General features: G+C 50.6%; 24 protein-coding genes. 4 read left to right on the top strand and 20 right to left on the bottom strand.

Features of this window, described 5'->3' with window-relative positions:
• Positions 1-9: 9 nt before the first annotated feature.
• The 4 genes from L4174_RS22855 to rimJ all read right to left on the bottom strand — a co-directional run bounded on the left by L4174_RS22855 (position 10) and on the right by rimJ (position 2,558).
• Positions 10-642, bottom strand: a complete 633-nt coding sequence (locus L4174_RS22855; protein WP_248142956.1) for a hypothetical protein — start codon at positions 640-642, stop codon at positions 10-12.
• 363 nt (positions 643-1,005) lie between these two features.
• Positions 1,006-1,461, bottom strand: a complete 456-nt coding sequence (locus L4174_RS22850; protein ID WP_248142957.1) for a GNAT family N-acetyltransferase — start codon at positions 1,459-1,461, stop codon at positions 1,006-1,008.
• 57 nt (positions 1,462-1,518) lie between these two features.
• The gene (locus L4174_RS22845) at positions 1,519-1,962 is read right to left on the bottom strand and encodes a GNAT family N-acetyltransferase (protein ID WP_248142958.1); all 444 of its coding nucleotides are present in this window, start codon (positions 1,960-1,962) and stop codon (positions 1,519-1,521) included.
• A gap of 56 nt (positions 1,963-2,018) precedes the next feature.
• Positions 2,019-2,558: a ribosomal protein S5-alanine N-acetyltransferase gene (rimJ, locus tag L4174_RS22840; protein ID WP_248142959.1), complete on the bottom strand. Its 540-nt coding sequence runs from the start codon at positions 2,556-2,558 to the stop codon at positions 2,019-2,021.
• Positions 2,559-2,750: 192 nt separating this feature from the next.
• Between rimJ and L4174_RS22835 the strand changes: the two genes are divergently transcribed.
• Positions 2,751-3,224, top strand: a complete 474-nt coding sequence (locus tag L4174_RS22835) for a peroxiredoxin (RefSeq protein ID WP_248142960.1) — start codon at positions 2,751-2,753, stop codon at positions 3,222-3,224.
• A 79-nt stretch (positions 3,225-3,303) separates the two neighbouring features.
• Here L4174_RS22835 and L4174_RS22830 read toward each other — a convergent pair whose 3' ends face one another.
• From L4174_RS22830 to L4174_RS22795, 8 genes are all read right to left on the bottom strand, one after another.
• A complete protein-coding gene (locus L4174_RS22830; protein ID WP_248142961.1) occupies positions 3,304-3,750 on the bottom strand; it encodes a GNAT family N-acetyltransferase in 447 nt (148 codons plus the stop codon).
• Between the two features lie 10 nt (positions 3,751-3,760).
• The gene (locus L4174_RS22825) at positions 3,761-4,270 is read right to left on the bottom strand and encodes a DUF2867 domain-containing protein (RefSeq protein ID WP_248142962.1); all 510 of its coding nucleotides are present in this window, start codon (positions 4,268-4,270) and stop codon (positions 3,761-3,763) included.
• Positions 4,271-4,333: 63 nt separating this feature from the next.
• Positions 4,334-4,789, bottom strand: coding sequence for a GNAT family N-acetyltransferase (locus L4174_RS22820; RefSeq protein WP_248142963.1), 456 nt, complete (start codon positions 4,787-4,789; stop codon positions 4,334-4,336).
• Positions 4,790-4,810: 21 nt separating this feature from the next.
• Positions 4,811-5,728 (bottom strand): S9 family peptidase, encoded by a 918-nt coding sequence (locus tag L4174_RS22815; RefSeq protein WP_248142964.1) that lies wholly within the window; start codon positions 5,726-5,728, stop codon positions 4,811-4,813.
• Positions 5,729-5,739: 11 nt separating this feature from the next.
• Positions 5,740-6,114, bottom strand: coding sequence for a nuclear transport factor 2 family protein (locus L4174_RS22810; protein WP_248142965.1), 375 nt, complete (start codon positions 6,112-6,114; stop codon positions 5,740-5,742).
• 54 nt (positions 6,115-6,168) lie between these two features.
• The gene (locus L4174_RS22805; RefSeq protein ID WP_248142966.1) at positions 6,169-6,624 is read right to left on the bottom strand and encodes a GNAT family N-acetyltransferase; all 456 of its coding nucleotides are present in this window, start codon (positions 6,622-6,624) and stop codon (positions 6,169-6,171) included.
• A 9-nt stretch (positions 6,625-6,633) separates the two neighbouring features.
• Positions 6,634-7,248, bottom strand: coding sequence for an HD domain-containing protein (locus L4174_RS22800; RefSeq protein WP_371929451.1), 615 nt, complete (start codon positions 7,246-7,248; stop codon positions 6,634-6,636).
• Positions 7,249-7,315: 67 nt separating this feature from the next.
• Positions 7,316-7,702, bottom strand: coding sequence for a GFA family protein (locus L4174_RS22795; RefSeq protein WP_248143356.1), 387 nt, complete (start codon positions 7,700-7,702; stop codon positions 7,316-7,318).
• 461 nt (positions 7,703-8,163) lie between these two features.
• Here L4174_RS22795 and L4174_RS22790 point away from each other — a divergent pair, with 461 nt between their 5' ends.
• Positions 8,164-9,069, top strand: a complete 906-nt coding sequence (locus L4174_RS22790) for a LysR substrate-binding domain-containing protein (protein ID WP_248142968.1) — start codon at positions 8,164-8,166, stop codon at positions 9,067-9,069.
• Positions 9,070-9,201: 132 nt separating this feature from the next.
• Here the strand turns inward: L4174_RS22790 and aspA are convergent, their stop codons facing one another.
• The 5 genes from aspA to L4174_RS22765 all read right to left on the bottom strand — a co-directional run bounded on the left by aspA (position 9,202) and on the right by L4174_RS22765 (position 16,450).
• Entirely contained in the window at positions 9,202-10,632 is a 1,431-nt protein-coding gene (gene aspA / locus L4174_RS22785; RefSeq protein WP_248142969.1) for an aspartate ammonia-lyase, read from the bottom strand.
• Between the two features lie 440 nt (positions 10,633-11,072).
• Positions 11,073-12,362 (bottom strand): dicarboxylate/amino acid:cation symporter, encoded by a 1,290-nt coding sequence (locus L4174_RS22780; protein ID WP_248142970.1) that lies wholly within the window; start codon positions 12,360-12,362, stop codon positions 11,073-11,075.
• Between the two features lie 316 nt (positions 12,363-12,678).
• Positions 12,679-14,097 (bottom strand): sigma-54 dependent transcriptional regulator, encoded by a 1,419-nt coding sequence (locus tag L4174_RS22775; RefSeq protein WP_248142971.1) that lies wholly within the window; start codon positions 14,095-14,097, stop codon positions 12,679-12,681.
• The gene (locus L4174_RS22770; RefSeq protein WP_248142972.1) at positions 14,094-15,806 is read right to left on the bottom strand and encodes a transporter substrate-binding domain-containing protein; all 1,713 of its coding nucleotides are present in this window, start codon (positions 15,804-15,806) and stop codon (positions 14,094-14,096) included. The genes L4174_RS22775 and L4174_RS22770 overlap by 4 nt, the downstream gene beginning before the upstream one ends.
• Before the next feature lie 206 nt (positions 15,807-16,012).
• Entirely contained in the window at positions 16,013-16,450 is a 438-nt protein-coding gene (locus tag L4174_RS22765) for a DUF2000 domain-containing protein (protein ID WP_248142973.1), read from the bottom strand.
• A gap of 287 nt (positions 16,451-16,737) precedes the next feature.
• On the opposite strand from L4174_RS22765, the gene L4174_RS22760 reads away from it, so the two are divergent.
• Both L4174_RS22760 and L4174_RS22755 read left to right on the top strand, forming a co-directional pair.
• Positions 16,738-18,012, top strand: coding sequence for a sulfite oxidase (locus L4174_RS22760; protein ID WP_248142974.1), 1,275 nt, complete (start codon positions 16,738-16,740; stop codon positions 18,010-18,012).
• Positions 18,013-18,136: 124 nt separating this feature from the next.
• On the top strand, positions 18,137-18,811 hold the full coding sequence (locus tag L4174_RS22755; protein WP_248142975.1) for a cytochrome c: 675 nt from the start codon (positions 18,137-18,139) through the stop codon (positions 18,809-18,811).
• A gap of 49 nt (positions 18,812-18,860) precedes the next feature.
• Here L4174_RS22755 and L4174_RS22750 read toward each other — a convergent pair whose 3' ends face one another.
• From L4174_RS22750 to L4174_RS22740, 3 genes are all read right to left on the bottom strand, one after another.
• Complete coding sequence (locus L4174_RS22750) at positions 18,861-19,325, bottom strand: N-acetyltransferase (protein ID WP_248142976.1); 465 nt, start codon at positions 19,323-19,325, stop codon at positions 18,861-18,863.
• Positions 19,322-19,792 (bottom strand): GNAT family N-acetyltransferase, encoded by a 471-nt coding sequence (locus L4174_RS22745; protein WP_248142977.1) that lies wholly within the window; start codon positions 19,790-19,792, stop codon positions 19,322-19,324. The genes L4174_RS22750 and L4174_RS22745 overlap by 4 nt, the downstream gene beginning before the upstream one ends.
• 127 nt (positions 19,793-19,919) lie before the next feature.
• Positions 19,920-20,105 (bottom strand): hypothetical protein, encoded by a 186-nt coding sequence (locus L4174_RS22740; protein ID WP_248142978.1) that lies wholly within the window; start codon positions 20,103-20,105, stop codon positions 19,920-19,922.
• Positions 20,106-20,139 lie beyond the last annotated feature (34 nt).

Raw genomic sequence — 20,139 nt, 5'->3', positions numbered from 1 at the left:
AATAAGGTCTTAAAGCACACTAAAGTTACTTCCAGTCGCAATTAAGACAAGGAACAAAGAAGTCAGTGAGACGAAATAGACGCCATCTAAAACAATCGCAGCAGGAGTCACAACCATCTTACCGACTTTTTCTAAATTGGTGTCAAATGTCTTGATTTTTATATTCAGCGGATTTTCCAACACTTGAAATGGCAATTGCCCTTCCACTTCATATCGTTTTGCTGTAAACAAAAAATCTTTACTGTCCTTCAGTAAATTGCCCTTATGCTTCCAAAGCAGGTCCATATCCATGTATTTTTTTTCCAAAACAGGATCTATGGGTCGGGAGAGATCGATATCAGGTGCAAAAATGACCCGACCTTGAACCCTACCTTCCGGATTGAGCGTTAAATCCCAAAATGAGGTCTTCATTTCCAACTGACGGCTCGCTTGCGCATAATCACAAAGTAAGCTTTCGCATTGAATGATATAGCTGTATTTTTCCCCTGAAATCAGCAGAACACCTTCTTTCGGATTCAGATAAAACCCTGAAATAGTTTCATCGTAATAAGGTTCTTTCCAAAGCGCCGTTCTGAGTGGGCCACTGCATCCTGTCAGGGAGACAATTAAAAGCATTACAACACTGCGTCGAAACCAATCCATCCGCTGTTTCTCCTGAAATTAAACGCTGGCATTCCTCTCAAGCATTGAAGGAATGATTCAAAGGAAAATGGGATTTTCCAACGAACAAATAAAGCGACCTTTTGAATTACAACAATAAAAAATATGCATCCCATTCAATATTACGAATAGATACCAGGATGCATGTGAGGTGTGCAGTTGAGGAAAGGATAAAAAATCAGGCTGCAACCAGGCCACCTGATTTTTCTGTAGAACGAAGGCGCTGACTTCGAACCCTACCTTCATGGGAATAGCAGGTGGGAACGGGGATGGCAGCACCCTACACATCCCATCATATACCCACAACCTTGTAGCCATAGGGGCGCTATATACACGGTATTTTGTTTAAACCTGAAAATCAGCAAGCCTCAATGCCAAAGAGAAGAAATGCTCATCGCGTGCTTCGACCTGATAACCTAATGATTGGTAAAAACGGATTGCATTTGTATTACAGGCAAAACTGGATAATGTCACACGGCTTCGGTTTTCACGATAAGCCCGATGATGAAGATCATGCATTATCACTGTACCAATTTGCTGATTTTGAAATTCGGGCAGCACAATCAGCAAGTGGATATGGTAGGCACATTTGTACGGCTTAAAACAGAATAAGCCAACGCGTTCAGAAGCAAGTTCAATCCAGTAAAACCAATCTGGCTTATAGTCCGTTTTCAAGCGATGGCGCTGAAAATCATCATCCCAGCCAAACACTGAATCAACATAAACATACAGACTTTGTTTTACGACAGAAAAGAGTGAGTCAAATTCATCTTCTGACACCGCTCTCAAGTGAATATCCATATTTTCCTCATCCCAAATCGCTAATGTGTACGGCTCAGCACATACCGCCACCATGCATCACACGGATTCAGGCACCGCAGCCTGATACACATCTGGCTGCCAGATTTCCATAAAACTTTCCGGATGCTGAATTGGCCGGAATCCGTACTGCGCATAAAGACCGTGCGCGTCGCGAGTTGCTAACACCATCCGTCTGAGCCCCTGTAAATCCGGATGACGAACGATGTCATCCATGAGCTTTTTGCTCAGCCCCTTGCCCCGGTGTGCATCACTGATAAACACATCCGCTAAGTAAGCAAAAGTTGCTTTATCCGTGATCATCCGGGCAAAACCGACCTGTTCCCCAGTGGCCTGATAAATCCCGAAACAGAGGGAATGTTCGATGGCTTTTTTCATCACGGTTTCCGGAATATTTTTTGCCCAATAGCTGTTGGCCAGAAAACCGTGTATAACCCTAAAGTCCAGTCGGGATTGGTCGGTACTGATTTCATAATCCTGCATGTTCTCCTCCTTGAAAGAACCACTCATTCTGTCTGTTTTCAGATGAAAGCAAGTATTTACTGATATGCTCTGACTCTGGCTGTCAAGACATGATCTTCCCATTGCCCGGCAATTTTCAGATATCGTCTGGCGTAACCTTCTTTTTCAAATCCCAGTTTTTCTAAAACATGTGCACTGCGTTCATTGGCAGGCATGTAATTAGCCATAATCCGGTTCAGCTCCACGTCATTGATCATATATCGCATGGCAGCTTCCAGAATTTCCTGCATGAATCCCTGCCCTTCATACTTTTTCGCAATCGAATAACCCAGATAGCACGCCTGAAACGGCCCTCTTGCCACCCCGGTAAAATTGCAAACACCCACGACTTCGGTTCGCGCTGGATTTAGCGCAACAAAACGGTATTCGCTGCCCGCGTCAAAGGCCGCTTGCGCATTCGATAACTGCGTCTGCCAGTTCGGTAAGGTCAGGTAATTTTCGTCCCGAATCGGTTCCCATGGCGCTAAATGGGCCTGATTCTCCCGGTAATAAGCCAGCAACAATCCTGCGTCATCAGCCGGTAAGATTTCTAATCGGGTTCTTGGGGTGGCTAACATATTCTTTCCATGAATTGTCGAAGTGTCCCGCAAGGGATATGGGAAGGCATCAGTATAATAGAGCGCCAGTGCATATCAAGCGGGTTTCATCAGGTTAAAAATGGATAACCCTATCTTTTTTCTGTGTTTCTTACGGTGAAATCAGACTAGACTGAATTGAATCTCATTGATGATGAAGAAAGGAAATCAAACATGATCCAGCAAGGCCAGAAACTCCCGAATGCTACACTCAGTGAACTGACCAAAGACGGCATGGTCAATCATGACGTCACCGAGCTGTTCGCCGGCAAAAAAGTCATTTTATTTGCCGTACCGGGCGCATTTACACCGACTTGTTCTGAGTCTCACCTGCCAGGTTATGTGGTCCATGCCGACCAGTTGAAAGCCAAAGGCGTTGATCTGATTGCCTGTGTTTCTGTGAACGATGCTTTTGTGATGCAAGCCTGGGGCGAAGCACAAAATGCATCTGAAATCATGATGCTGGCCGACGGTGACGGCAGTTTCACCAAAGCGCTGGGCCTGGAAATGGACACCGAGAAATTTGGTGGCATTCGTTCACAACGTTACGCCATGCTGCTCGACGATGGTGTGGTGACCCGACTGAATATTGAAGCGCCGAAAGAATTTGAAGTCAGCAAGGCAGAAAAACTGCTCGAGCTCCTGTAATTCAAACCGGCTGCATTCAAAAACGGAAGAGCAATCTTCCGTTTTTTTGCAGTGAGCTTTTTCCCCCTGACCTGTACTATCATTCACCCTCAAGATCGGTGATCGAAAAATGATGGCTGGCAATGTTGAAGCCTTGACGCAGATAAAACCGGTGCGCGGCAAATCGCTGAACGCCAGAGTCGAGATGCAATTGTCCGCATCCCTGCATCTGACCATAATCTTTCAGCCATTGAATAAGGCAGTCGCCTACCCCCTGACTGCGGTGATGCTGATCCGTGACCAAATCATCCACATAAATCGCCTTGCCCCAGGCCAGTTTTTCAGTGACAACAAAGCCCGCCACACCCAGTACCTGAACGCCGGATTTCACGTAAACGATCTGATAGCCCTGTGCCAGCTGTGTTTGAATTTGACCCAGCAGCGATGTCCGGTCGTATTGAGGCCGGAGTTGCAGCAACACATCCAAGACGGCCGGTAAATCAGGGGACTTCTCGAATTCAGACGTTTCTAATAAATGTACGTTCATGCAGTTCTCTTTACAGCTGATTTTCTGCGCGTTGCAGTTTTTTAAGGGACGTCGGCACAATCACTTGATGGACTGGCGCAACAAAAAACATGTACAGTTTACCAAGCCAGTTTTTCACCTGAACGACAGTACTGGCATGAACAGTTGCTGTTTCACCAGCAGGCTCAACAAAAAAAGAGACTCTGACATCCAGGTGCTTATCCCGGTCTTCTAAAATAATCTCCTGGTCGGAAACCGAATAAATTGAAAAAATGCCTACTTTGTCTCCGGCCCGGTACTCTGCATTCGGTTTAGCGGCATCGATATCTGCCATGTGACCCAGATTTTTCAATCCCAGAAAGCCAACAATATAATTGCGTAACGCCATTAATCGATTCACCCAGGAAGGTGTCTCTTTGACGAGCACAAAATAAACATCAAGCGCAGACTGGTTACGATAAGGGATTGTGGTCGAATGACTGTCAAAGAAATAAGCGTCTTTTAGCAGTGTATGCATGCCGGATTGTGCAGGAAGCGTCATGATGAATCTCCTTTTCGTGAAATGAATTTCAAATATCAGTTCAATCGTTCTCCGTGGCCGGACTCAAGCGTGAACCGAAGATAAATCCAGCACCATCGTGACCTGATCCACGCCTTCTCCGAAACCATTGTGAACCACGTTTGTCACTACGAATCCGTATCGGGCATAAAAACCCTGTGTATGCTGTGAAGTTTCAATTTTGACGCTGTCGGATAAATTTTCAGACCGGATCCAGTCTAACCGGTATTCGGTCAGTAAGGCGCCCAGACCGCAATGATGGTGTGCACGGTGCACCAGCCCCCAGCATAAATAGCTGATGCCCTGATAAACACTGACACCGCCGCAGCCAATCACCTGCCCTTCCTTCATCAACACAAAATAAGGTGAATTCAGTGCCTGGGTATCCAGAAACGCCATAAATTCATCCAGTTCCGATGCGGCAAAAAACTGGTCCAGGTTACTCTTGAATGCCAGAACACAATCATCTTTATGCTCGGCTGAATACTTCACGATTTCCATGTCTAAACCATCAACATTGTTTTATTGACGCAAGGTCGCCAGCCAGAGTCTGATGTCCTGAACCACCTGCCCGGTATGACTGTGCCCTTGCTGATCCTGAAACCGGTGATCCAGACTGGCATAATTCCGCGGCTGAAGGTTTGGCCGGGTATCTTTCAAGGCCTTTACCATGGCCGTAAAAGAGGCAGGATCAACATTGGTATCCTGCCCGGCCTGAATCAGCAGCAAAGGCACAGTCACTTTCGCCAGAACAGATTGCTGATCGATGGTCAGCATCTGTTTCCACCACGGAAAACCATGGCCGCTCACGGTGATATCCATAGCTTCATTCTGCACCACAGACTGGGCAAACTGCCGAAATCCGGCTTCCGCTTCCTGATAAGCTTCCGGCGGCATCTGAGAGCGCATGTTATAGAGAACATCATCAATGAAATAACGCCCCCCGCCATTGAGTGACACCACCGCATCAACCTGCTCATTGTCAATCCCCAGCAGGTGGGCTACCAGCGCGCCTTCACTGCCGCCAAGTACAATCACTTGCCGGTACAGCTTGCTTTGGGTCAACTGCTTGATCACCTGACGATAATCACTTACGCGCTGCTGCGGGGAATCATGTTTCAGATAAAGTTCGGGACAATCATCCCGCTCAGCGTCCGTGCGCCAGACCAGCCGCTGATCAATGCCGTACTTTTCTACCGTAAGAATATCTGCATCATCAATGACCTGACTGAACTGACGATTGATCCTGTCGTTGTGATACACGCTGTTGCAGTCTGAGCCCTGAACAAGCACCAGCAGCTTGTCCCCCTCAGTCTGTTTCAGATAATAAGTAATGGGCGAACCGTCAGCTCTCTGCAACGTTTCACCGGCAGCCGGGCCGGAAAAGGCAGAAGACAAAGTGAGCATGCCCAACAAGGTGAAACTCAAGAACTGACGCATTTGAACTCCCGTTAAACAATCAAACTGGAATGGGCTGCTTTGACCTGTAACTTGCCGTTTTTCTTCAGCCAGATCCGGGTGAACCTGAAGCGTCCATTCGCCGCTTCACCATCATAGGTGCCGGTAATATCGGTTCTGACATTCACAATCGTAAAAGTACCGACCTGATAAAACATCTCGTCAGACACTTCAATTGACTGAATATTCAGCTGGCCCGATGCATGCACGGACAGATCATCATCCCGGGTTAAACGCTGTCCCAAATGGTTGGTAAAAATCAGATCTTCCGCGAGTAAGTCAGTCAAGACATCGGTGTCTGAGGTAAGCATGGCTTGCTTTAATTTTTCTTCTGCGCTTCTGACTTCATTGAGCAATATGTTATTCATGTGTCTCCCTTTGGCTCCGTTCAGGTATTTTCCTGATTCATCCGGACGGGGAATTTACAGTTTCATCTTCATTCCCTGATGACTGGCCGTAAACCCCAGTTTTTCATAAAACCGGATTGCATCCGGCCGTAATTTATCGCTGGTGAGCTGTATCATGGCGCATCCTTTGCGCTTCGCGCTTTCAATCGCGTATTCAAACAGTTTTTCGCCACATCCCAATCCGCGATAAGCCGAGTGGATGCGCACGCCCTCAACCAGACAACGCCAGCTGCCCGTCAAGGTCAGCGAAGGAATATAGGTCAGCTGTAACATACCCATCACCTGCCCTTCATTTTCGGCAAGAACCAGACTGTTATTCGCATCCGACTCAATCGCCTGAAACGCAGAGAGATACGCCGGGTTCAGTGGTACAGAGGTGTCTTCGCGCTGGCTGCCCAGTATGTCATCCGCCAGCATCCCGATCAGATGTTCTAAATCTTCAGATCTGGCTTCTCTAAACCTTAATTCCATCAACTGTCCTCACTTGTGTTCGCCAGACGGCACAACGAATTCGCTATCAATTTCGCCCTGTAGCTGCTGCAAAAAATCCCGCATATATTGTGTTCGCCGTGTGGCTTCTTCCCGGCCTGAAGGCGTATTCATCTGCGCAGACAACCTGAAAAGCTTGCGGTAGAAATGGTCGATGGTATAAGTGCCATCATCAGGTTCCCGCGCACCGCAAAACGGGTCTGCCGCCTCATACAGTGCACGACCTAAGCTGGAACTGACCTGAACACAGCGTGCAATCCCAATTGCACCGAGCGCATCCAAACGATCGGCATCCTGCACAATCTGAGCTTCCAGTGTTTGCGCCAGAACATTGGCGCTGAAACTGTGTGCAACAATGGCGTGGTGAATGGCGTTAAGGTACTGAACCGGATAGCCGATTTCTTCCAGAAAATGAACCGCTTTCCCCGCTGCAATGCTGGAACTTTCTCGGCGTTTCGGGTGTTCTTTCCCGTAGGAAAAACAGTCATGCAGATAAGCAGCAGGCACAACAACTTCTGCGATTGCCTGTTCTTTCCGGCACAGGCTTTTTGCGGTACGCACAACTCTGCTGACATGATTCATGTCATGGGCAAGATCCTGCTTCATTTCGCGTTGAATGAAAGCCAGAAACTGACGTTCAAAATCATGAAGTTGTGCTGCTGATAGGGTCACGTCAGTTCCCATACTCTTGGTCCGATGGGTGGTGAATCCCGTCGTAAATTTTGACAGGCTCCAGTTCATATGGATTCACGCCTTCCAGGCAAGCCACATTGATCGCGAACTGGTGGGGATTGGAGCGACGCTGATGATGGGTATAAATTCCGCAGGTTTTACAAAAGTAATGTTTCGCCGTCATCGTATTGAACTGATAGAGCGAGAGGTTCTCTTCCCCTTTGACAATTGTCAGATTTTCCAGCAGTACCGAAGCGGCAATCGCGCCTCTTTTCCGGCACATTGAGCAGGAACAACGACGCGGATCTTCCAGACCATTCGGCATCTTCAGTTCAAGTACGACAGCACCACAATGACAACTCGCTTTGTGAACTGGCTTAATTTCCACAGGCATGCCCCTCTCCCCGTAAATTGAAACGAAAACCCAGCGGAGCAGAACCTGCAGTCCCGGGACTCTTTTAGTTTTTATCTGTTTTTGTCAGTCTTTGTCCGACCAACCCACAAACATGTGAGTCAAACGCTTAGCATGACATGCATCTTACGTTTTTATGCATTTTGTTTCATCTCAAAAAATCATGGGAAATTTGATTCTGTGCGATTACGCAATAAGCTGCGCAACAATCTGAAATCAGCAGGACAGAGACCAAAAGCATCCAGCTTCAGACCGACGAGTGAATCTGCCTTCCCATTCCAGGCAAACAAAAATGGTGTGGCTGGCTGATTCAAAGCATTTATTTTACAAAGTGGCATGGGATTAAAAGGGCGGGATTTGGTAATCTTATCCGGAAATCGCTCGCTCTGAGCCAGGTCTGCTGACCTTTACTCTTCGATAAAACAGCCTTTGATTAAATGAAAAATATCGAAACCAAATGGTTGCAAGATTTCCTGACCCTTGCGGAACTCAGGAATTTTTCACATGCAGCTGCCATACGAAACGTCACTCAGCCTGCTTTTAGCCGCCGGATCAAATCACTGGAAGCTGAGCTGGGTCTGAATCTGATTGATCGCGGTAAAACACCGATTGAACTCACCCTGCATGGCAAACAGTTCAAAACGACGGCTCAGTCGATCCTTCAGCAACTGGATGATGAAGTGAACCGGCTGTCCGGCAGCTCATTTCTGGGCCGCCATACCGTGCGGATCAGCTCATCCCATTCGATGGCCATCAGTGTGTTACCGAAATTACATACCTGCCTGTTTAATCCGGTGCTGAATACCCAGCTTTCTGTGGTGGCCAATGAAGTCGATGAAGCGGTGAAACTGCTGATTGACGGAAAATGTGACTTCCTGTTTTCGTTTTATGAAGACCGGCTCCAAGTGGCGCCTTACCGGTCGATTCACCTCGGCCGCAGTTATCTGTACTGCGTTTCTGCCGTCGATGAACATGGCAAAGCCCTGTTTGATCCGGCTGAAAATGATGCCGTTCCCTGTCTGGATTACACCCCAGAAAGCTACATGGGACGCGCCTTACAACGCTCCAACCGGGTCCTGACGCAGAATACGGTGTGTACGTCTTCCATGACCGACTTTATCAAAGCGTTAGTGATGCAGGGGAAAGGGATCAGCTGGCTGCCGGACTATGCGATCAAAGACGAGCTGGCTGCAGGGCGTCTGCAAATTCTGTCGGCACGGGAACCGGTGCCGCTCGATTTATATGTCTACCGTTACCACTCCCGCTTGCATGCAACCTGTGAAGCCATCTGGAGTGCAATGAGTAAAATGAGCCCGATTGACGGACTGCTGGGCAGAGATTAAAACCAGATACTGAAGGCATAAAAAAACCCTCCCTGAAACAGGGAGGGTGTAGGGTGAAGGTGAATCCTCTTCCCCGGCACATTCAGGACACGGGGATACCGAGGTACAGACCTTTCGTTATTATTCTTGAACTTAGTTATACATTTTTGCTTTATAAGACGGGCGCATCAGGTTTTGTGCGGAGAAGATATCGTTCAGTTCCTCTTCGCTCAGCAGACCCCGCTCCATTGCAACTTCCTTCACGCTGCGACCCGTCTCGGCACAAATCTTACCGACGATATCCCCTTCATGGTGACCAATATAAGGGTTCAGGTAAGTTACGATACCGATTGAGTTAAAGACGAAGTCTTCGCAGACCTGACGGTTCACCGTAATTCCGGAAACACATTTCTCCGCCAGGTTAATACAGGCATTGCTCAGCAGGCTGATAGATTCAAACAGCGCCTGGCCAATCACAGGTTCCATCACGTTCAGCTGCAGCTGACCGGATTCAGCGGCCATCGTGACGGTTGTATCGTTACCGATCACTTTGAAGCAGACCTGATTCACAACTTCCGGAATGACCGGATTCACCTTGGCAGGCATGATTGAAGAACCCGCCTGCATTTCCGGCAGATTAATTTCGTTCAGACCGGCGCGCGGACCCGAAGACAGCAGACGCAGGTCGTTACAGACTTTCGACATTTTCACGGCCAGACGTTTCAGGGCCGCGTGAACCGTCACGTAAGCACCACAGTCAGAAGTTGCTTCAATCAGGTCTTCAGACGGCACGCAGTTCAGGCCCGTCACATCCGCAAGATATTTCACGGCCAGAGCCTGGTAACCTGCCGGAGCATTCAGACCGGTACCGATAGCCGTCGCACCCAGATTCACTTCCAGCAGCAGGGTCGCCGCGTAGTGCAGGTTCTTAATTTCTTCTTTCAGCAGAATACTGAACGCATGGAATTCCTGACCGACTGTCATCGGAACCGCGTCCTGAAGCTGGGTACGGCCCATTTTCAGAACGTCTTTAAATTCTTCACTCTTGGCATCAAATGCAGCCTGCAGCTGTTCAATTGAGCCCATCAGCTTGATGATGCTGTTGTAAACCGCAACCCGGAAGCCGGTTGGATAAGCACAGTTGGTCGACTGACTCTTGTTCACATGATCATTCGGGTTGATGATGTGATATTCACCTTTGTCATGGCCTTTCAGTTCCAGTGCAACGTTGGCAATCACTTCGTTCGCATTCATGTTGACCGAAGTACCGGCACCGCCCTGATACACATCAGAAATAAACTGATCCATGCACTTTCCGGTTTCCAGAATCAGATCACAGGCTTCAATAATGTAGTGACCGACATCCGCTGGAATCGCGCCAAGTTCCATGTTGGCTTTTGCCGCTGCTTTTTTGGTGAACACCATGCCACGAACAAATTCAGGGATATCTGAAATGCGCATCGTTGAAATGTTAAAGTTCTCGTAGGCACGCAGGGTATGGATGCCATAGTAAGCAGAAGCAGGAACTTCACGTTTGCCGAGCAGGTCTTCTTCAATACGTACCTTTTGGGCATTGTCTAGCATAGTGGTCACCTTTGACTCATGACAGAAATAAGATTTACCAAAGCCACCTCAGGTGCTTGGGTGTCAGTACAATGTTCTTTTTCCTGTTCGAAAGGAAATGCTGAAAAGTAAGCCACAATGCAATTAATGCATAGCTGAAGAGATTGCATTCACCCGACATTTGTTGTTAAGAATATCGGAATGACAGCATATATTCTTCTTTTGGATATTTAGTCACAACCTGCTGTTTCAACAGCATGAATATATCCGCCTCAGACAGGCGTCCGGACAATCATGCAAAAAAGGCACCGCAGGAAAGTATATTTTTTACATCGTAAATTAAATCATTTGTTCCAAAAGGAGATTTATCTCACTTTTCTCAAAACCGCGAGACCAGAGATAAAAACAAGAAGGCCAGCACAAATGGCTGGCCTTCTGTTCACATTCAGATCTGAGTAGATTTATGCGGCTTCTTCGCTCGCCATCAGATTCGGTTTATCGGTGCTGTGATAGATGTTGCTGTCCAGCTCACCTTCACTGCGGCCGACCAGGACGGCCACCATCAGGTCACCACAAACGTTCACTGTAGTACGGGCCATATCCAGAATCCGGTCAATCCCGGCAATGATAGCCAGACCTTCCATTGGCAGACCAACTGTGGTCAGAACCAGAGACAGCATAATCAGGCCGGCACCCGGAACACCAGCTGTGCCGATCGAAGCCAGCGTTGCCGTCATCACAATGGTCAGGTAATCCGCAAATTCCAGATCCACACCAAAGGCCTGTGCAACGAAAATCGCCGCAACGCCCTGATACAGCGCCGTACCATCCATATTGATGGTCGCCCCCAGCGGCAGCACAAAGCTGGAAACGCCTTTCGACACACCCAGCTCTTCGCGGGCACATTTAATGCTCGCCGGCAGCGTGCCTGAACTGCTGGTGGTGGTAAATGCCACCGCTGCCGGGGTCAGAATCCCTTTGATATACGGCACCGGATTCAGACGACCAACCACTTTGATCACGGCAGGATAGAACAGCAGAACGTGCAGCAGACTGCCCAGATAAGCCACGCCAATCACTTTGAACAGCGGCAGCAGAATCTCCAGACCGTACTTACCCGCAACCCAGGCCATCAGACCAAAGATGCCGTAAGGAGCCAGTTTCATCACCAGTTCAGTCAGCTTGTACATCGCCTCGGCCAGGCTTTCGAAGACCTGCACGGCTGGTTTACTCTTTTCACCACACAGATTCAGTGCAACACCCAGACCCAGAGCGAAAACGATAATTTGCAGAATGTTACCCGCGGCCAGTGCACTGATAGGGTTGTTCGGAATTAAACTGAGCAGAGTCTGCACCAGGGTCGGTGCTTCTTTGGCTTCCGCAGCTGTCGCAGCCGCCGTCATTTCCAACCCGGCTCCCGGTGCCAGCAGGCTTGCCAGTCCCAGACCGATACTAATCGCAACGGCAGTGGTGGAAAGGTAAATCACAATCGCTTTCGCACCGATGCGGCCCATCTTGCGGGTATCCTGCATTGAGGTCACACCCACGACCAGCGAACAGAAAACCAGCGGGACAATCAGCATTTTGATTGCATTAATAAATAAGGTGCCGATTGGCTTCAGAATTTCAGCATCCGGGCCCAGAATACTGCCGGCGACCACCCCCAGAATCATCCCGATCAGTATCTTTTTCCATAAGGCGAGTCTGCCCCAGACGCCTTTTAGCGACGACTTCATGCTTGCTTGCTCCATGTTTTTTCCTCTTCCATTGACAGAAATCAGGATCTCCCTGTTTCTGTTTCGCTGTTGTTTTCAGGGTTTGTGGACCCTAAGACCAGAACGGGCCATCCCATTCCTTAAGAGGATAAACACTGCAAGCATGATGCCACTCTGCACGAGCATCTATCTGCATGATTTATTTAATAAAAAATGAAAACTTCTGAGCTTTGGGCATCAAAAGGGGTATAACCAGAAGAATAACCCAACAACAAAGACCAAACTTTCCCATAATAAACAAACAGTTACCATTTATTCATAAAGTTATAACTGTTCCCCTGGTTATAGGGGTTTATTCCGGCTCCGACTGTGCTTTCTTCAGCCGTTTACTCAGTGCGGGCTGTGAAATCCCCAAAAGCTTCGCAGCCAGAGACTGGTTGCCTTCCGCCCGCCGCATCGCCTCCTGAGTCAGTAAGTCGCCAATCTCCTGCAGAGAAGGCAAAGGGAAGTCCGGATCAAATAACGACACAGCAGGCTGCGAGGGCAAATCTGCAGACACCGCATGCTTGTCCAGCACCCGGCGGAAGACATCCATCGACAGCATCCGGGAACGATGCTGGCTCATCGCATCATAGGCCAGCGCACGTAATTCCCGGACATTGCCGGGAAACGCATAATTCGCCAGCAGAACCGGCAGTTCTTTGGGAATCGTCGGTTTGGTTTTCCCCAGTTCATCCGCCGCTTCCTGCAGAAAATGCGACAGCAGCAACGGAATATCCTGACGCCGTTTGCGCAGCGGAGGAATATCGACCTGATGGGTTTTCAGGCGATAGTACAAGTCTTTACGGAACTCGCCGCTCAACTGCTTTTGCACCAGATCCTGATGCGTCGCGACCACAATTCTGGCCTTCAGCCGTTTGGGCCGGTCACTCCCAAGCGGGTAATATTCGCCTTCCTGAATCAGCCTCAGCAATTTAACCTGAGATGCCTGACTCAGATCGCCAATCTCATCCAGAAACAGCGTGCCTCCGGCCGCCTGCTCAATCAGCCCGGCCCGGGCAGCGTCTGCCCCGGTAAACGCGCCCCGGTGATGCCCGAACAGGGTGTCGGCAAACACATGATCATCCAGCCCGGCCACATTCACACTGATCAACGGGCCGTTTCGCTGACTCAGGGTATGCAGTGCGCGTGCAATCAGCTCTTTGCCGACGCCGCTTTCACCGCAGATCATCACCGGCTGGCTGCTGGGCGCCACCGATTCCAGATACTGAAAGACTGACCGCATCGCTTTATCCCGGGTGATAATCCGGGAAAAAACCTCCGGCCGCTCCAGAGTATCCGTCAGAAACCGCCGCCGCAGGGCATGATTTTCAGCCTGCATTTCCTGCATCAGAATGACCCGTTTGACTCCTTCCACCAGCCGGTTCTCTTCCGTGGTTTTCACGAAATAGTCATGGGCGCCGAGCCGGATGCAGTTCACCGCGGTTTCCGCCTGATTCAGGCCACTGATAATAATGACCGCGACTTCCGGATATTCCGCTTTGATCTGGGCCAGCAAAGTTTCACCGGACACATGTGGCATGGTCAGATCCAGCAACACTAAGCCGATATTTTCCTGCTTGATGATTGCCATGGCCTCCCGGCTGTCCTGGCACTGAAAGAGATGATTAATGCCACCCCGCCGCTCCAGCACAATGCTCAGGCTGCGCAGAAAAGCCGGTTCATCATCGACCAGCAGGACACCGAAAGCCGGATATGGATTGGTATTCATGAAGCAGTTGTCCCTTTCAAGGCGGGCAGCGAGAGCGTCACGCAGGTCCCTTGTTGCAAATTAGAGTCGTAAGTTAAATTGCCACCATGTTCATTCACGATGCTGAACGAGATGGACAATCCCAGTCCGGTGCCGCCCTGCTCGCGTTTGGTGGTAAAGAAAGGATCGCTCAGCCGGGGCAGATGTTCTGGTGCGATGCCCTGCCCCTGATCGCAAATCTCCAGCCGGAGCTGCTGTTCCGCGCTGTGGAAATACGTCCGGACCCGAATCGCCTGATCGGACGATGACAGTGCCTGGCAGGCATTAATCATCAGATTGATAATCACCTGCTCAATCCGCTGACCATTGCCTTCAAATGCGGGCAGTGACTCGCCGTAATCCACGGAAAAATGCTGGGTCGACTGATGAATGGTCCGGTCAACCAGCCGGATTGCTGCCGCAGTAACAACATTCAGATCGACGACATCGCTCAAGTCTGTCGGCTCCTGACGGGCAAAATCCCGTAAGTCTTCCACGATCCGGCGAATACGCTGCGTCCCGGCCAGCATATCATCCAGCATCGGAGGGATTTCATCCCGCATCCGGCTGTAAGACAAACCGCCCATCATAAAATCACCATGCTGCTGATAATAAGCGTCGAGGATCTCCTCTGCGTCCTGATAGGATTCTTTGAGGATCGGCAGGTTCAGCAACAGTAAACTGCTGGGGTTATTGATTTCATGTGCCATCCCCGACACCAGAATCCCCAGCGAGGTCATTTTGTCCGCCTGAATCAGCTGCTGTTGCTGCAGCTGCTGCGCTTCCGTGCGTTTTGCCACTTCACGGCTCAGGGCGCGGTTCCAGATCATAATCCCGCCCAGCACCAGCAAGAGAATCCCGGATACCATTGCCGCAGCCATACCGAGCTGCTTCCAGCTGAAGCCCTGATTTTCCAGCGGACCAAGCCATTTGTCATAAATGGCCTGCTGCCGGCCGGTATTTTTGAGAATCGCCAGCCCTTCGCTGAACTGCGCCAGCAGATCTTCATTGCCTTTCAGCACCGCGTAACCGTAATGCTGAGCACCCAGTGGCTTTCCGACCGGAATGAGATTCGACAGCTCCAGCGCTTTACCGGTGTACAGCCCCGGCAGATTCGCCACCAGCGCATAGTCGTATTGACCGGATGCCAGCAACCGCAGGGCATCTGCGTGAGAGTCTACCAGCACTAAATCCGCCCCCGGCTGCTGGTGACGCAGATAATCATGCATCGCGCCGCTGCTCTGAACGATCACCGACTTGCCGTTCAGCTCGTCCAGCCCGGAGACCACCGGTTCGCCTTTTCGGGCAAAGACAGACTGATGCACAATGGCATGGGGCGGAGAAAACGCATAATACTGCTGCCGGGCTTTCGACTGCACAATCCCCTGAACAATATCGATGTGCCCCTGATCGAACTGATGGCGAATGTCATCCCAGGCCCCCAGACGGATCTCCACATCAATCCCCATGACCTCGGCAATTGCCAGCGTCAGCTCCGTGTTGTAACCGTCAGGTTCACCGTCTGCATTGATGAATTCATAAGGCGGGTAGTGATGGTCACCGCCGACGATAATGACCCGTTCTGCATCAGCAGCAAACACCTTTAGCGAAGAGAGGAAAACGATGCCGATCCCGAACCTGCGGATCCATGCACCGCATGCAGCACGACAGTTATCAGCATTCAGGATCATGCAGTCTTCCTTCATCAGCCCGGTGTTCACGGCATCAAAGACCGGGAACTGCGTCTCGTGAGTGACGGGAGAAAAGTGATTTTCCTCCCAATGAATGAAGGGGTTATTTTATAGATTTATCACCAATATCCAAGGGAAGAAAAAGCAAAGGAAAGGCAGGCGCATTCCATGAAACTGCGCAACTGCGCATAGACCTCTTACAAGAATTAACGATATAAACTGAACTTTCTGGTCATCTCTTTCAGCATCTCTGCATCACCAAACAGTCCGATGCCCATGTACTCTAAATCAGCCTCCGCAGTTTCTGCGGTGACCGCTTGCTGATGCAGCGAGCCGCCGTCAGTCATCGTATGGGTGAAATCAGTAAACGTGACGCCCTTCGCCAGCGCCGCTTCTCTGACATTCCGGATTTTATTGCTGTTATCGGCCTTCAGCACGATAAAAGGATAGTGAGATAAAGAAGGGTGAACCTGACCATCTTTATCCGTGTAATCCACATAATGCGCCATGCCTTGTTCTAATTGTGCAGACAGGCCCACACTGATGTGTCCCAGCACATTTAACGTCCTGCCCAGTTCCAGTTTCTTATTCAGGACAACGACAAAACGCTTTTGATTTTCATCCGGTAAACTGCTGCTCATCATGTCTCCCTCGCCAGCATCGTGTGTGACAGTTTCGTTTCAAAACCAGTAAATTAACAGTGTTCCTCTCTGAAATAAACCAAGCAGCGAAGGTATCAGGGCCCTCTGTCGTCAGCCCCCCTCTGCCACAAGATCCGAAAACACCAGCACTGCGACATCGCTGCCTGTTCAACGGGATACTCACCAACGCCATCGGCTCAGATAAAGTTGTCTATACTCCATTAGCCGGACACGCAACTAAAAACTGCTTCGCACTCCTGCGAAAACAATACAAAAATTGGGAGGTTCCCATGCCCAAAGATCTGAGTCATATTTCCATCACACGTCGCCGGTTTAGCGCCCTCACCGGTTTGCTCGGGCTGGTATTCGGTTTTGCGCCGGGCATGCTCAGCCGCGCGATCGCTCAGGTCAAAGAGACAGCCGACAAGATCATCCACGGAAAATCCTCTGAGATGATCATCCACAATGCCAAGCTCGGTGTAACTGAAACACCGCTTGAGCTGCTGCGGAAATACAAACACACACCAAAGGAAATTCTGTTCTCCCGCTATCACTTCCCGCACGAAGGTGAAGCCGCATGGTACGGAACCACTGAGGCGCCACCGGCCAAGCTGGTCGAGAACTGGACAATCCGCATCGACGGTCTGGTCAAGCGCCCGCGCACGGTAACCATCGCTGAACTGCAGGCGATGCCGCAGGAGCAACGCATTTCGGTCCTGCAATGTGCCGGGAACGGCCGCTCATTCTACGCAGCCAAGCAGAAAGTCAGCGGCGGTCAGTGGCAGAACGGCGGAATGGGCAACGTGGTCTGGGAAGGTGTGCCACTCAAACCATTCCTTGAGAGCCTGGAGATGGAACCGTCTCTGAGCGCCCGCTGGCTGACGGCAGAAGGCTGGGACCAGCCCGCAACCCGCGCCGGCACTGATTTCGCCAAAAGCTACCTCATTGACGACGAAGCGCTCGACCATGCAATTCTGGCGCTGAAAATGAACGGTGAACCGATCCCTGCCATTCACGGTGGTCCGGTACGCCTGATCATTCCGGGATTCTACGGCAATATGAACGTCAAGCTGCTGACGGTACTGCTGTTCGCTGCCGAACAATCGCCAAGCACCTACCAATCGGTCGGCTACCGGATGCCGCTGGCCCCGGTCGAACCGGACACTTTCGGTGCCAACGACTATACGCTGGAAAACAGCCGGCCGACCTACGGCCACGCGATCAAGAGTGTGATTTTCTCACCGCTGCCCAGCGACAGTCCGAAGTCCGGAATGACCGAAATTACCGGCGTTGCCTTTAATGACGGCATGGCGCCGATCACTTCTGTCGAAGTTTCAACTGACAGCGGCAAGTCATGGCATACGGCGACGCTTGAGAAGCCGGAAAGTCCCTGGGCATGGCATTACTGGTCAGTGAAACTTCAGGTCGGAGCCGGTGAGCAAACCCTGATGTCACGGGCCACCGATGCGCTTGGCCGCACCCAGCCCATCGACGGTCTGGCGCGCTGGAACCCTCGCGGCTACGAATGGAACGGTGTCGAGCGGAGCGCTGTGAAGTTTTCCTGAACCGATAGTTCGGGGATCTGCACCATCCGCAAGATCCCCGTGCTCTCGCAATGCTGCCGATGGAAATCTGATGATGCATCACCGCAGAACCCCTTCCCGGAGATGTTGGCATGCAGCCGGAGCAATGTTGATTGCCTCGCTGGCAGGTGCTGCATCGGCTGAAATCGAACTGCCGCCCGGCCCCGACCGGGACCTTGTTTATGGTACCTGCCGGACCTGCCATGATCTGCAATACCTGCAAGACTCCGCCGGAATTCCAGAGAGTGCCTGGAGCGATCTGCTGGATAGCATGAAGCAATACGGCCTGCGCATTCCCCCGGACCGGCGCGCCAGAATTCTCAGTTATCTCGGCGCATACCTCGGTCCCAACCCTCCACCGGCATCGTCCGTTGCCGCCGTAGCCTCTGCAGCAGCACCGGCTGACGGTAAAACGCTGTTCAACGAACAATGTTCCAGCTGTCATCAGGTCAATGGTGCCGGGCAGCCCGGAACGTTTCCACCGCTGGCTGGCAACCCGGATCTGATGCTCGACCCGCACTTTCCGGTCTTCGTCGTGCTCAACGGTCTGCAAGGTAAAATCACGGTTGAAGGCAAAACTTACAACGCTCAGATGCCTTCGTTCGCACACCTTTCGGATACGGAGGTCGCTGCGGTAATCAATTACATCCGTGAAGCCTGGGGTAACGATGCATTGCGCCCGGCAGACATGTCACCACTCGACGATGCCGCCGTCGCCACAGTCCGGGCAACTGAAAAAACGCCCGATGAAGTCCACGCCTACCGGGCCAGTCTGAAGTAATAACGAATGAGTGGAGATCACTTGTGCATCCGGCCGTCCGGTCAGGCTTTTAACCCTGATTTTCGGTCAAATCCAGACGAAGTCTGAGCATATCCCGGTGCTGCAGCCCCTGCTCGAAGATGGGCTCATCGTAATGATCAAGAAAGAAATCTTTCATCACAGCGTCGACCCGGAATCCCAGTTTCTGATAGAAGGTTAACTGATAACCAAACGTGCCGGTGCCCAGTACCAGTGCTGTCGCACCCTGCTTTCGCAGTCTCGGAAACAAAGCCGTCAGCAGTTGTGTGCCAATTCCCTGTTGCTGGTATGCCGGATAGACCGCCAGATTAAAAAGTTCATAAGTCGCTTCCGCGATAGATTGCGCTACACAAACACCAATGATCTCATCATTCTGAACCGCAGCCAGACAGAATGCACCGCTCAGGTACCGCTGAATACAGGCTTCAGACGGATCAGCTTCCAGCAGCAGCGCCATCGGGATCAGTCCAGGATCAACATGATGAATCCGGATCATGAGAGCACCAGCGTCATGATCAGCTCATCTTCAGTCTGATCAGTCACCTGAAAACCGGCTTTTTCGTAACTGTGCTTTGCCGCCAGATTTTGCGGATAGACATCCAGCTGAAGCACACGAGCCCGATGGGTTGCGGCTGCCGTTTGTTTCGCAGCTTCGATTAACGCCTGACCCACACCCAGCCCATGATACGCCCCCTGAACATACATCTGGGTGATCAAAGCGGTCTGGTTTCCGATGTCAGAAAGGCCGCACAGTCCTATCAGCACTTCTCCGTCATATGCGCCCAACATGGTGTGCTGCGGGCTTTGCACCTCAATATTACGTTCAAAAAACATTTGGGACATGCGCCGCTGCGCTTCATAATCGGCGCCAAAGCAGTCCGGATGCAGACGCAGGCTTTCCAGACGAATCTCTCGATAAGCCGGGATATCAGCCGGGATTAAGGCACGAACAAAAACTTCCATCTCTCAGACTCTTTTTATTCCATTTTTCAGCATCTTAACCTTGCATCAGATCGGATGTACAGACAGAACTCAGTGAAAAATTATCCTGACTCTGTCTGAAAACAAATGACCCCGGCCCCTTCATTCCCTATAAGTACTGATGATAGTCTGCAGAAGTGACGCACGGTTCATCGAGCCCGAGATCATGTTTCAGATGCGGCGTCAGTCCGTCTTGCTGTACAGCTGCCTTTCTGGCCGAGTTCATCGCCAGAATGCGCTTCTTCGCGCTCAGACGCTGACTTTTCATTTCCCAGTGCAACATCAATTTGATCATTTTTCTTCTCTCCGGTCACTGTGTCTGCGGAAAT

It is taken from the genome of Photobacterium sp. CCB-ST2H9, assembly GCF_023151555.2.
GTDB lineage: Bacteria > Pseudomonadota > Gammaproteobacteria > Enterobacterales > Vibrionaceae > Photobacterium.
This window is presented reverse-complemented; position numbering and strand designations above follow the sequence as displayed.